This window comes from Paraburkholderia ultramafica (assembly GCF_902859915.1).
GTDB lineage: Bacteria > Pseudomonadota > Gammaproteobacteria > Burkholderiales > Burkholderiaceae > Paraburkholderia > Paraburkholderia ultramafica.
The window spans coordinates 36,812-48,593 of sequence record NZ_CADIKK010000044.1; the positions used below are offsets into that span (position 1 = coordinate 36,812).

Annotated in this window: 12 protein-coding genes and 2 pseudogenes; 4 read left to right on the forward strand and 10 right to left on the reverse strand. The window is 61.1% G+C overall.

From position 1 onward, the window contains the following. Positions 1-62: 62 nt before the first annotated feature. Both HV744_RS31680 and HV744_RS31685 read right to left on the reverse strand, forming a co-directional pair. Positions 63-716, reverse strand: coding sequence for a peroxiredoxin (locus tag HV744_RS31680; RefSeq protein WP_175153264.1), 654 nt, complete (start codon positions 714-716; stop codon positions 63-65). 345 nt (positions 717-1,061) lie between these two features. Further along, positions 1,062-1,289, reverse strand: coding sequence for a plasmid pRiA4b ORF-3 family protein (locus HV744_RS31685; protein ID WP_246279289.1), 228 nt, complete (start codon positions 1,287-1,289; stop codon positions 1,062-1,064). A 34-nt stretch (positions 1,290-1,323) separates the two neighbouring features. On the opposite strand from HV744_RS31685, the gene HV744_RS31690 reads away from it, so the two are divergent. Next, positions 1,324-1,617, forward strand: coding sequence for a hypothetical protein (locus tag HV744_RS31690; RefSeq protein ID WP_175153266.1), 294 nt, complete (start codon positions 1,324-1,326; stop codon positions 1,615-1,617). A gap of 25 nt (positions 1,618-1,642) precedes the next feature. Here HV744_RS31690 and HV744_RS31695 read toward each other — a convergent pair whose 3' ends face one another. From HV744_RS31695 to HV744_RS31720, 6 genes are all read right to left on the reverse strand, one after another. After that, entirely contained in the window at positions 1,643-1,936 is a 294-nt protein-coding gene (locus tag HV744_RS31695; RefSeq protein ID WP_175153267.1) for a Gfo/Idh/MocA family protein, read from the reverse strand. Positions 1,937-2,320: 384 nt separating this feature from the next. After that, on the reverse strand, positions 2,321-3,271 hold the full coding sequence (locus HV744_RS31700; protein WP_175153279.1) for an aldo/keto reductase: 951 nt from the start codon (positions 3,269-3,271) through the stop codon (positions 2,321-2,323). A 52-nt stretch (positions 3,272-3,323) separates the two neighbouring features. After that, a complete protein-coding gene (locus HV744_RS31705) occupies positions 3,324-4,379 on the reverse strand; it encodes an alpha/beta hydrolase (protein ID WP_175153268.1) in 1,056 nt (351 codons plus the stop codon). Between the two features lie 19 nt (positions 4,380-4,398). Then, positions 4,399-5,553 carry an alcohol dehydrogenase gene (yqhD, locus tag HV744_RS31710; protein WP_175153269.1) on the reverse strand — a complete coding sequence of 385 codons (1,155 nt, stop codon included), beginning with the start codon at positions 5,551-5,553 and terminating at the stop codon, positions 4,399-4,401. A gap of 130 nt (positions 5,554-5,683) precedes the next feature. Further along, positions 5,684-6,337 carry an oxygen-insensitive NAD(P)H nitroreductase gene (gene nfsB / locus HV744_RS31715; protein WP_175153270.1) on the reverse strand — a complete coding sequence of 218 codons (654 nt, stop codon included), beginning with the start codon at positions 6,335-6,337 and terminating at the stop codon, positions 5,684-5,686. Positions 6,338-6,404: 67 nt separating this feature from the next. Beyond that, positions 6,405-7,412 carry a zinc-binding alcohol dehydrogenase family protein gene (locus HV744_RS31720; RefSeq protein ID WP_175153271.1) on the reverse strand — a complete coding sequence of 336 codons (1,008 nt, stop codon included), beginning with the start codon at positions 7,410-7,412 and terminating at the stop codon, positions 6,405-6,407. Between the two features lie 126 nt (positions 7,413-7,538). Between HV744_RS31720 and HV744_RS31725 the strand changes: the two are divergent. The 3 genes and pseudogenes from HV744_RS31725 to HV744_RS31735 all read left to right on the forward strand — a co-directional run. Further along, positions 7,539-8,450: pseudogene (locus HV744_RS31725) on the forward strand (LysR family transcriptional regulator); the annotation flags it as partial. Positions 8,451-8,683: 233 nt separating this feature from the next. After that, on the forward strand, positions 8,684-9,127 hold the full coding sequence (cynS, locus tag HV744_RS31730; RefSeq protein WP_175153273.1) for a cyanase: 444 nt from the start codon (positions 8,684-8,686) through the stop codon (positions 9,125-9,127). 89 nt (positions 9,128-9,216) lie between these two features. After that, a complete protein-coding gene (locus HV744_RS31735; protein ID WP_175153274.1) occupies positions 9,217-9,924 on the forward strand; it encodes a dienelactone hydrolase family protein in 708 nt (235 codons plus the stop codon). Between the two features lie 537 nt (positions 9,925-10,461). On the opposite strand, the gene HV744_RS38605 is transcribed toward HV744_RS31735, so the two are convergent. Both HV744_RS38605 and HV744_RS31745 read right to left on the reverse strand, forming a co-directional pair. Continuing rightward, a complete protein-coding gene (locus HV744_RS38605; RefSeq protein ID WP_425497893.1) occupies positions 10,462-10,746 on the reverse strand; it encodes a site-specific integrase in 285 nt (94 codons plus the stop codon). Positions 10,747-10,860: 114 nt separating this feature from the next. Further along, positions 10,861-11,466, reverse strand: a pseudogene (locus tag HV744_RS31745) (DUF2242 domain-containing protein); the annotation flags it as partial. Positions 11,467-11,782: the final 316 nt, after the last annotated feature.

An 11,782-nucleotide genomic window follows, 5' to 3' on the forward strand; every position in this document is an offset into this window, starting at 1 on the left:
GACTCGCCGCGGGCGCCGGGCTTCGGAGTGCCTGGCGCTCGCTGCCTCACTCAACTGCGGCATCACCTCGGTTGTGCCACGTATCGCAGATAAGGCTTCACGGTTTTGAAACCTTGCGGATATTTCCGCATCGCGTCATCGTTCGAAACGGACGTCGGAATAATAACGTCCTCGCCCGGCCTCCAGTTCACAGGCGTCGCCACCGTGTGTTTGGCGTTTAGCTGCAGCGAATCGAGCAGACGCAACACCTCGTCGAAATTGCGGCCTGCGCTCATCGGATATACGAGCATGGCTTTGACCTTCTTGTCGGGTCCGATGAGAAACACCGAGCGTACCGTCGCGTTGTCCACCGCGGTGCGCGGCCCGCCGCTCGCGTTCGGGTGAATCATGTCGTAGAGCTTTGCGACGGTCAGGTCCGCGTCGCCGATCAAGGGGTAGTTGATCGCGTGTCCCTGCGTCTCTTCGATATCCTTCAGCCACTTCTGGTGGTCGCTGACGGGATCCACGCTGAGACCGATGACCTTCGTGTTGCGCCTGTCGAACTCCGGCTTCAGCCCGGCCATGTATCCGAGCTCAGTGGTGCAGACAGGCGTGAAGTCCTTCGGATGCGAGAACAGGATTGCCCAATTGTCGCCAATCCATTCGTGAAAGTGGATCGTTCCTTCGGTGGTTTCAGCGGTGAAATCCGGTGCTTCTTCTCCTAGTCGAATTGACATCTTCATCCTCCATGGGGTGAGTGCGCCAAGGTCGGAGCATCGCCGTCGGGGCGACGCCCCCTGGTTGCATGGGTCGTGGTCATGCGATAGGTTTGATTGCCGCTCGATCTTCGGCCCGTCGGACTTGTATTACATGGAAAACCATCTGTGGGTGTAGCGAATTCACAAGCTCCACCCATCGCCGCAACGCAGGTCAAACACGGGGAAGCACTGTGGGTCGTGCTTATAGCGTAGAACAAAATAAACCTTTTGCCCTGGCTGTCACTAAGCGGGAACCAATGTGCCGTTGCGGAAAGGTTTGTTTTTGGTCAGAGGAAACAGACCGTCACTTCGCCTCGGCCGCACTCAAATGAGCCCCCGCTTTGGCGCGGTCTCCCGCTCGGCGCGCCCGTCATGGAGCCGCCACGCGGCGAAGTCGTAGCCGTAGGCAAAACGCTCATACTCGCGCAAGCCAAACGCCGCCAGCGACAGGGTGTCTGGACCGTCAAAAAACTGCAACGCGCCCTCGCGATGTCCGCCGTAACGCCAGCCGCGGACGATTAACTGATGCAGGTGTTCGTTGTTCCAGCCCATGGCGAGCTGCACCACATGATGCAGTTGCGCGACCGTGATCCGCTCCGGAATTCATCGCCGCGCCAATAGTGACCATCGAGCGGCCTTCGGTCTTGTCCGCGCCGTCCAGACTGACGATCGCGCCTCGCAGGTCCATGCCGACGGCGCGCGCCATTTCACTGAGCTGGGGCAAGGCGTCACGCAGCAAGGGCGATTCGTTGCGGTTGCCGGTTGCGGCAATGAATGGCGAGATGATGTTGCAGTCACGATCGCAGAAGGCCACGACCTTGTCGCCTTTCAGGTGCTCCTGACCGTCTTTGAGTCGCGCTTTGTACGGCATCCGCTTTGATCCACGCACCCGTTGGTCTTACGATTCAATTACACTCGCACCCCCCTTCCGAACATAGCCGGCCCGATGTACGGGACCGCGTCAGCCTGTCAAGCGGATGCGGCGTGCAGATGCAGACAACGTCGACCTGAGCGCCGTCCACCATCGTGTCAACACTGTCGAATGCGCTCACCCCATATTGCTGGCCGAAGGCCTTCGCGCTGGCGATGGAGGTGCTGCATACCGCGACGAATTCCGAGTTCGCGAGATTCGTGAGCGCCCGGGCGTGGAAATGACCAACCTTTCCACAGCCGACGATGGCCGTTCTGAGTTTTTTCATGTTGGTTCCGCATTGCATTGAAAGTTTCAATGCGAGCCGGGCGCTGCCGTCCGCGGTCCGGCGCTAGCGCAACGCGTCGAGCGGGCGGGGCGGGGAGTGCCAGGCGGCGGTGTGTCGCGCGGGCTTGATTGCGCGGCGGGCTCGTGACGGGCGATGCCGTCAGGCGAGGCTCCAGTGAGGCCATGCAAGCGCTCGTGCCATCGTGACTGTTGGGTAGCGCTATCCCATGCGGTCGAAGATTCGCAACTGGAGCAGGGAATCTGTTTCGGGAGAGTTGCAGAACATCGATCAATTCAATACCGGGATAGCTGGCGTGGGATCCCGCGCAAAGTGCCTGTTATCCAGTCAGTTCGCGCGAGTCGCCGGCGATCGGACACTGCCCGGTTATTGCGCCGGCGCGCTGGCTTCGTCGAGCAGCTTCATGTCTTCGGAAGAAAGCTGCAAGCGAGTGGCTGCTGCCAACCCTTTCAATTGCTCGACCGACGTCGCACTGGCAATCGGTGCCGTCACGCTCGGTCGCGCGATGATCCAGGCGAGCGCCACAGTTGCAGGTGTCGTGTTGTTGTGCTTCGCCACTTCAACGAGAGCATCGACGATCCGCAACCCGCGGTCGTTGAAATACTTGTCCACGAGCGCGCTGCGCGCACCCTTCGCCGCGTCTGCCTTCGAACTGTATTTTCCGCTCAGGAAACCGCTCGCCAGGCTAAAGTAAGTAACCACCGCCAACTTGTGCGCTTGCACGACCGGCTCGAGATCGGCTTCGTAGCCCTCCCGATCGTAAAGGTTGTACTCCGGCTGAAGAACCTGATACGCCGGCAACCCCGATTCCTTTGATACCTTCAGTGCTGCCTCGAGCCGATCGCCTCTGAAGTTCGACGCTCCGATCACGCGCACTTTGCCTGCCTCGATCAGCTTCTGATATGCGCCGAGCGTCTCTTCGAACGGCGTCTTGTCGTCGTCGATGTGGGAGAAATAGACGTCGATGTAATCGGTCTGCAACCGGCGCAGCGACTCGTTGACGGCTGCCTCGATGTTCGCCGCCGACAGCCCCGGCCGCTTCTTCCACATGCCGACCTTGGTGGCGAGCACGATCTTGTCGCGCTTGCCGCTTTGCCTGAACCACTTGCCGATGATGGTTTCGGACTCGCCGCCCTGATTGCCCTCGGCCCAATGCGAGTAGCTGTCGGCGGTATCAACGAAGTTCAAGCCAAGGTCGACGAAGGCGTCGAGGATGGAAAACGACGTGCGCTCATCGGCCGTCCAGCCGAAGACGTTGCCGCCAAAGACGAGGGGTGCGACTCGAAGGTTAGACGTTCCAATGGTGTGTTGTTGCATTTTTTCTCTACTCTGAGACGTGAGTTGGAAACACAATAGTAAAGAAGCCGCATCAATGGCCGAGATGCTTGTCGAAGAATTCGGTGATTTCACCGAACGCCTCCTTTGTCTCCGGCACACGGTCATCGAACTGGTACTGAGCGTGCGACATGCCGTCGAAAACCTCGAGTTGCGCATCGACACCGGCCTCCCGAAGCTTCCGGTGCACACGGACCGTGTTGCTCAGCAGCAGGTCCCGTGTCCCCGTGGTCAGGATCGCCGGCGGAAAGCCGTGCATATCTCCGTAGACCGGCGAGAGCAGCGGGTCCTTCAGATCATGACCGTGCGCGTAGACAGCCGCCGCAGCATCGCAGAATCCATCGCGCGAAACCAGGACGTTGTCCACCTTCTCATTTGTGTAGAACGAATCCCCAGTCTTCGTGAGGTCCGACATGGGCGTACCGGGCGCAATCGCGCCAGGCATTCGCAGCCCTTCCTGCTTCGCGCGCAGCATCAGCTCGAGTACCAGAGCACCACCTGCCGAGGTTCCGAAAACGCCCACGTTGATCGGATCGTTCGTCCGTAGTACCGCCTTGTACACCGTCTCGACGTCGTCGAGCGCCGCTGGAAAGTAACCTTCGGGCGGCATACGGTAGTCGACCGAGATCACTTTGTAGTGCCCAAGGCCCGCCATGATGACGGCCTCGGCCGTACCGGATTCGCCGGGGTACAGTTCGTAGCAGCCGCCATGAATGTGAATGAGCACCTTGTCGCGGTGTTCGGGCGGAATGACGTTGGGCGTCACGACGTACACCCTTACTCCGTTGATCGTCGAGGGCTGCACCGTCACGCCGAGGCGTTCCCGCATGGCCGGAAGCGTTTGCATGGCCTTGGCAGCCTGCGCGTTGGCAGCGGCTCTCCATTGCTCGCCCGTCGTCCATAGGACATTCCAGGAGGGGTTCAATGGCGCCGCGATGAGCTTTTGCAATTCAGGGCTGACATCGGTCGGCACTGGCAGGGTCTTCGCGGGCACCTGCCGGGGTGCACGCGAGCCGTCGTCGGCGAGCGCAATGCCGGAAACAGCGGCGAACGCAGCGCAAGCGAGCACAAGCAAGCTGGTGAACTTCATAGATATTCCGTTTGCTCGCCTAAACCGCAAGTTGATAAACCTGGCGGCTGACTTCGGGTGTGACGTCGCCGTGTTCACCCAATGCGGTCATACCGTGCTCCTTCAACTTCGCGATCAGCGTCTCAATCGAGTCGCCGCCGATTTCGTAATCGCGCAGATGCGTCGGGACTGTCATCCGCTCGAAGAACTCTCGCGTGGCGGTGATCGCCGCGGTTATGCGCTCGTCCTCGCTGCCCTCCATGAGGTTCCAGACGCGTTCGGCGTACTGCAGTAACTTCGCGCGCTTCTGCTCCCGACGCACCGTCAGCATCGCCGGCAGCACGACCGCAAGCGTTTGTGCGTGATCCAGCCCGTGCAACGCGGTGATCTCGTGACCGAGCATGTGCGTCGCCCAGTCCTGCGGCACGCCGGCGCCAATCAGGCCATTGAGTGCCAGGGTCGCGGTCCACATCAGGTTCGCTCGCACGCCGTAGTTGTGCGGCTCGGCGAGCGCCTGCGGGCCCACTTCGGTTAACGTGATCAACAAGCCTTCGGCGAGACGGTCCTGCACCTTCGCGTCGACGGGATACGTGAGGTACTGCTCGACGATATGAACAAATGCATCGACCACGCCGTTGGCGATTTGCCGCGGCGGCAACGAGTAGGTCGTCGTCGGGTCGAGGATCGAAAAGCGCGGGTAGGTCGCGTCACTGCGAAACGGGAGCTTGTCGCCTTTCGCCCGGTAACTGATCACGCTGCCGTTGTTCATTTCCGAACCGGTCGCCGGCAGCGTCAGCACGCTGCCAAACGGCATCGCGTCATTCACCTCGGCTTGCTTCGCCAGGATGTCCCACGGCTCACCGTCGAACTTCAACGCCGCCGCGATGAACTTCGTGCCGTCGATCACGGAGCCGCCGCCCACCGCGAGCAAGAAGTCGATGTTCTTTTCGCGTGCCAGTTCTACGGCTTGCATCAGCGTTTCATAGGTCGGGTTCGGTTCGATGCCGCTGAAGACGAACGATGCGCGCTCGCCAAGCGCCGTCTGAACCTGCTCAAGCACACCATTGCGCTTGATGCTGCTGCCGCCGGACGTGATCAGCACGCGCGCGTCGTGCGGCAATTCCGAGTCAAGCGCGGCGATCTGGCCTTCGCCGAAAATAATCCTGGTCGGATTGTGGAAGGTAAAGTTTTGCATGGGACCTGTTTTCGTTGAGATGAAATGACCGGTGATCTCTATTGAGAGCGGAAGAATGGGACCGGTCACGGCATGGATGATGTCTTACGGACCGCAAAGCAAGCGCCGGAGGGCCGGCATGCCGCAACGATCACATGAAAGTGAAGACCTGCTCGCGCGGCAGGCGCGACTTCGGCAGCCTGGCGTTGAAATCTTGCTCGCTGCGATGGCCGAAGGCCGCCAGCACGACGCTCATAAGCCCGCGTTCGCGCAGGCCAAGCTCGAGGTCGAGCGCGCGCGAATCGAAGCCTTCCATCGGCGTCGCGTCGATGCCGAGCACGGCTGCGCTGACGAGCAGCCCGCCGAGCGCGAGATACACCTGCTTCTCCATCCACTGCGGCACGTCGCGCAACTCGTAGCGGTGCATGTCCACATACGAGCGGCGCGCCTGGTCCTGCATGCCCTTCGCGCCGTCGATCTGGAAGCGCCCGTCGTGGCGTTCCTGCTCGAGAACGGCGTCGAGGTGGGCCGCGTCCATATCGGTGCGCGTGCACAGTGCGATCACGTGGGACGCGTTCACCACTTTCGGTTCGTTGTACGCATAGGCGCCTTGCGTTGCCTTGGCAATGCGCGCGCGGCCTTCTGGCGTCGAAGCAACAACATAGTGCCAGGGCTGCGAGTTGACCGACGAAGGACTGTTGTGAAGGACGGCGAGCAACGCATCGACCGATGCTTGCGGCAACGAACGACCGGGCTCGAATGCCTTGACGGTGTGACGGGTATGGACGGCGTCAATCAGATTCATGGCGGCATCTTCTTGTGGAAACGACAAGCAATAAACAGGCAATCGAAGCAGAAAGCTGACTGGCGACTCAAAACCCTTCGAGAACGATCTTGCCGCGCGCGCGATTGCTTTCGATGAGCGCGTGCGCGCGCCGCAGGTTTTCGGCGTTGATCGCCCCGAAATGCTCGCCGAGCGTCGTGCGCAGCGTGCCCGCATCGATCAGCGCGGCGATGCGCTCGAGAATCTCGTGCTGGCGGATCATATCCGGCGTCTCGAATAACGACCGCGTGAACATGAGCTCCCAGTGCAGCGAGATCGCCTTCAACTTGAGCGGCATCGCGTCGAGCGTTTTCGGATCGTCGATGACGCCAAGCTTGCCTTGCGGCGCGAGCACCTCGACGATCTGGGGATAGCGCGCCTCGGTATGCGTGAGGCTCGCGACATAGCGCACCTGCGCAACGCCGATCCGGTGCAGTTCATCTTCCAGCGGGCGCGCGTGATCGATGACGTCGTGCGCTCCCAGATCGCGAACCCATTCTTGCGTTTGCGGTCGTGATGCAGTGCCGATTACACGTAGCTTCGTCAGTTGCCGCGCGAGCTGAGTGAGAATCGAGCCGACGCCGCCAGCCGCGCCGATGATCAGGAGTGCATCGCCGTCGCCCCCGCCCTCGGCGACGCAGAGGCGATCAAAGAGCAGCTCCCAGGCCGTGAGTGAAGTGAGCGGCAACGCGGCGGCGCGCGCGTCATCGAGCGTGGCGGGCTGATGACCGGCGATGCGCTCGTCGACGACGCCGTACTCGGCATAGGCGCCGGCGCGGGCGATGGAGCCGGCGTAAAACACGTCGTCGCCGACCTTGAATAGCGTGACGGCAGCGCCGATGGCCTCGACCGTCCCGACGGCATCCCACCCAAGCAAGCGTGGCGTGTCACCGAGCATCCCCGCACGGACCTTGGTGTCGACGGGGTTCACGGCGATGGCGCGAATCTTCACGAGCAGATCGTGCGGGCCCGGCTCGGGCTTCGGCAATTCCGTTTCGAAGAGCGCACGTGGATCTTCGATCGGCAACCCGTGCTGGTCATAAACGATGGCTTTCATCTGCGTTACTGGCGTGGTGTTCAAGGGCCAGCCGCGTTGGCGGCGTGGATAGCATTCAATGATGCGCTGCGCAGGCATCTCGAAAAACGGGGAGAATCGGGTAAAACTTTCACTGCGGGAATGAAAATGATCCGGTTTGACGACCTGGCGCTGTTCGTGCGCACCGCCGCGCTCGGCAGCTTCTCGAACGCCGCCCGCGAAGGGGACCTGCTGCCGGGTCAGGTCAGCGCGGCAATTCAGCGACTCGAGCGTGAGCTCGACATTCGTTTGTTCGCGCGCTCGACGCGCAGCCTGCGGCTGACTGCCCAAGGCGAGGAATATCTGCCGTACGCGAAGGAAGTGCTCGCGACATTGCAGGAAGGGCGGGAGCGCCTGCGTGGCACGGCGGACGCGCTGCAGGGGCTTTTGCAGATCACCGCGCCGTCGGATCTGGGACGCAATGTTCTGCTGCCTTGCATCACGGCGTTTCGCGAGTCGCATCCGAAGCTGTCGGTGCGGCTCTTTTTGTCCGATCAACTGACCGACATGTTTCGCGATCCGGTCGAGATCGCGATTCGCTACGGCCGCGCCGATAACGCGAGCTACGTCGCGCTGCCGCTAGCCAGCGACAATCGGCGCGTGCTCGTCGCGTCACCCGCCTATCTGCAACGGCATGGGCGGCCGCGCGCGCTGGACGAACTGGCAGCACACCACTGTCTGCTCTATGTCCTGGGCGGCCGTGTCTACGATAAATGGGTGTTCCCGGTGGGGGGCGAGTTCCGCCAGGTCGCCGTCGCCGGATCGCTCTTTTGCGACGACGCGGACGTGGCACGGCGCTGGGCGATCGAGGGCCAGGGTATTGCATACAAATCGTGGCTCGACGTGTGCGCCGACGTGCAGGAGGGTCGACTCGAAGTGCTGATGCCCGAGCAGCCCGGCGAGGCTGCGCCGCTGAACCTGATCTGCGCGCATCGCAAGGCGTTCTTTCCCGCGGTCCGGCAGCTGCATGAAGTGCTGAAGGAGCGCATATCGGTGCTTACGGCGCTGTCGCCGACCTACGGGCCGTTCGACGTTGTTCACGCCCATCCTCCCATCCGACCTCCTGAAGGCCGAAGTGCACCAACGCCCCGGCTACGGGCTTTTTCTGTACCACGGATCGGTCCTATCGACGATCGCTAGGAGTTGCTCACGGCGGAACTCGCTAGCCTGTTTTTTGACCAACGCTATCTTGGCTACTACCACCCAGCGGCTCTTATGCGCGTGTTTGCGCGAGCCTTCAAAAGGACTACATCATGGATCGCAACGAAGTCACGCAGAAAATTATGGCCGCCAAGGTCGCAGGCAAGCTGGCGTGGGGTGAGATCGCCTCGAAGATCGGCATGAGCAAGGAGTGGACGACCGCGGCGATGCTCGGCCAGATGACGCTCGACGCAAAGCAGGCTGCGGTCGCCCGCGAACTGTTCGATCTGACCGACGAGGAAGCTGCGTGGCTGCAGATTGTCCCCTACAAGGGTTCGCTGCCGACGGCGGTGCCCACCGATCCGCTGATCTATCGCTGGTACGAGATCGTGAGCGTGTATGGGACCACCATCAAGGAGTTGATTCACGAGGAGTTCGGCGACGGCATCATGAGCGCGATCGACTTTTCGATGGATATCCAGCGCGAACCGAACGCCAATGGCGACCGGGTCAAGGTCGTGTTGAGCGGTAAGTTCCTTCCTTACAAATCGTACTGATCGCGTCATCTGGTCGACGAAGAGGCCTTCAGCAGAACCTGCCGCACTGGCGCTATGCTAGAGGCTTCATTCACCCAGAAGAACGACCGATGAAACAGCCAGCAGGATCGATGATCACTTTTAACCGCCCCGACGGCCAGCAGGTTCAGGGCTATCTGGCCACGCCCCAGAAAGAGGTTGGCGCGCCCGCCATCGTTGTGATTCAGGAATGGTGGGGCTTGAACGAACAGATTCGCGGCGTGGCGGACCGGCTCGCGCACGCCGGTTATGTAGCGCTGGTGCCCGATCTCTACCGCGGCAAGTCGACCGTTGAAGAGGAAGAGGCGCACCATCTGATGAGCGCGCTCGATTTCGGCGACGCCGCAACTCAGGATGTGCGTGGCGCTGTCCAGTATCTGAAGCAGCATGCGGCTAAGGTCGCCGTGACCGGCTATTGCATGGGCGGCGCGCTCACCTTGCTAGCGCTGAGCAACATCCCCGAGTTGTCGGCCGGGGTGGTGTGGTACGGCTGCCCGCCGCTGGAGTACATCGACGCGTCGAAAATCAAGGTGCCGGTCCTTGGTCACTGGGGCACGCAAGACGAGTTCTTCCCGCCTGAACTGGTCGACGGATTGGAGAAGAAGCTGACCGAAGCCACCGTCGATTTTGAGTTCGATCGCTATCTCGCACATCATGCGTTTGCGAATGAAACGGCGGTCGGTTCGGGACGTATCGCCAAGACCCAGTTCGATCCGGTCTGGTCGCGGCAGGCCTGGGACCGCACGCTGACGTTTTTGGGCCGCACGATGTGGAAGTAAGCGGCAAGCTGCCCAATTAAGAAGCGCTTCGGTGTGTGCCCGCCCTTTCGAGCGGCATACCGGGTACATGCGGGTTTGATCAAGCCATGCCCCTGGGTTTCGCTTGTCCTTCACCTTAGGGCAACGCCAGACGAAAGGGGCTGCCACAGATAAACCACCCAAGCTCTCGCGCGTGCTCGGCGCGCCCAAAAAACCGGCATCGCGGGATGCCGGCTGAATGGTTCTGGCCACTTCCGAGGGCTTGGCAGAACCCGAGAGGCGGTTTGCCGTGCCGAAAAAGAAGCCCGCCTGAACGAGGGGGCGGGCTAAGTCCACAGTCCCAGGAGAAGGACATGGAGGAGACACGGGTAAGAGGTTTGGCTTCTGCTGCTGTCGCTAACGAGGCGCCTCGCCATGAACCAAATGTACATGCGGTCTGTACGTCGTGCCATCGTACAAAGGTATGGCGGTCCTCCTACAAAAGCCGGGAAATCCCATAAGAAGGTTTACCGGGGTCGCGGAAGCGCTGCACCGGGAGATTGAATCTCACCGCCGCTGCTATCTCAGCGCCTCCTCCAGGAAGGCGTCGACTTCCCGGTACTGGCTGGCGATTTCCGCAGTCTGATAAATGCTTGTCGTCGCTATCGAGTCGTGTGCGAGAAACTGCCGCACAGTCTCCAAGGTCATCCCATTAGCCACTCCGTGCGAGCCGAAAGTATGTCTGAGCCCGTGCGTTGAGGCTGCCGCCCACCAGGTGCCGAGCGCTGGCAGCTCGAGCGCCGCTGCTGTGGTCGCGTTTGTCGAAGAAACGTGTGACGGCAGCGCACAGCTTGGCCGGCGCAATTGTCAATCGAACTAAACATGGAACACTTCCGTTCGAGCGCGCGATACCGTCGACGCTTATCTGGCGCTCGTCGCTTTCGCCGAATCATTACCTGTCTGGGCTGCCCCGATCGGCGGCTCGGTATCGTTTATCGACGGGAGCGCCTCCTTCGGCGCTGCAGCGGCGGCAACAGCGCCCGGCTGGGCGGAGTCGGCCTTCAGGTAGTGGTCGACTAGCGCAAAGAATCGCTGATAGAAAACGCCGGCAGGAATCGTCTCGCTCGCAACCTTCACCATCGAGTCATCGCTTGAGCCGATCGGCAGCGACAGCGATCCGAACACGCTCAGTCCGACGCTTGCCGACGTGTTGCTCTTCTTCAACGCATAGCGATCCTGCACCGCGTTCACGTACGCGGTACTGCTGTTGCTTTTGGGGTCGTCGGTTGTACAGACCACATGGATTTCGATCACCGCGTGGGTATCGCCGGTGGGCTGGAAATTTTTCGAGCCATCGACCGAATCGGACCTCGTCGAACTGGCGATATATCCCTGGCTGAGCAACGCACGGCGGGCGGCTTCGCAAGCGGGCTCTGTTCTCGCGGCGAACCTGTGCATATAGGGGCTATCGCCTGCGTCGAACTGTTCTTGCTGGTAAAGCGGCTTCGGAGTCGAGCATGCGGACAGTGCGCTCGCAAGCGCAAGCACGAAAGCCGCGGAGGAAAGGCGGAATTGGGTATGCATGGCTGAATAGGGTGGATCGGTTCGAGCGGAGAAGGGGTCCGACGCCAGAAGGTCAGGACACCCAATGTTCCTGCACGGCATGAGAGGGACACATCATGCTGCCGATCCGAAAGTGGACGGGCCGGGCCATTATAGTTTTTTTTCCCTACAACTACCTTCGACGCTGTCAGGAGCGCAGGTCTGTCACGGGAGCGGGCTTGTTATCTGGCTCTGATGTGATGGACGACTCCCGCTACGCAGCGAGAGGTTTATGCCATGTATGGACGACTCCCTGTTGTCAAGCAGTCCGCGTTCTCTGGCACTGGGTCGAGGTTGC

Bases quoted from the DNA above. Each gene is read 5' to 3' on its own strand.
- HV744_RS31680 (WP_175153264.1), bottom strand. From the start codon at position 716: ATGTCAATTCGACTAGGAGAAGAAGCACCGGATTTCACCGCTGAAACC.
- HV744_RS31685 (WP_246279289.1), bottom strand. From the start codon at position 1,289: ATGGGCTGGAACAACGAACACCTGCATCAGTTAATCGTCCGCGGCTGG.
- HV744_RS31695 (WP_175153267.1), bottom strand. From the start codon at position 1,936: ATGAAAAAACTCAGAACGGCCATCGTCGGCTGTGGAAAGGTTGGTCAT.
- HV744_RS31700 (WP_175153279.1), bottom strand. From the start codon at position 3,271: ATGCAACAACACACCATTGGAACGTCTAACCTTCGAGTCGCACCCCTC.
- HV744_RS31705 (WP_175153268.1), bottom strand. From the start codon at position 4,379: ATGAAGTTCACCAGCTTGCTTGTGCTCGCTTGCGCTGCGTTCGCCGCT.
- yqhD (WP_175153269.1), bottom strand. From the start codon at position 5,553: ATGCAAAACTTTACCTTCCACAATCCGACCAGGATTATTTTCGGCGAA.
- nfsB (WP_175153270.1), bottom strand. From the start codon at position 6,337: ATGAATCTGATTGACGCCGTCCATACCCGTCACACCGTCAAGGCATTC.
- HV744_RS31720 (WP_175153271.1), bottom strand. From the start codon at position 7,412: ATGAAAGCCATCGTTTATGACCAGCACGGGTTGCCGATCGAAGATCCA.
- cynS (WP_175153273.1), top strand. From the start codon at position 8,684: ATGGATCGCAACGAAGTCACGCAGAAAATTATGGCCGCCAAGGTCGCA.
- HV744_RS31735 (WP_175153274.1), top strand. From the start codon at position 9,217: ATGAAACAGCCAGCAGGATCGATGATCACTTTTAACCGCCCCGACGGC.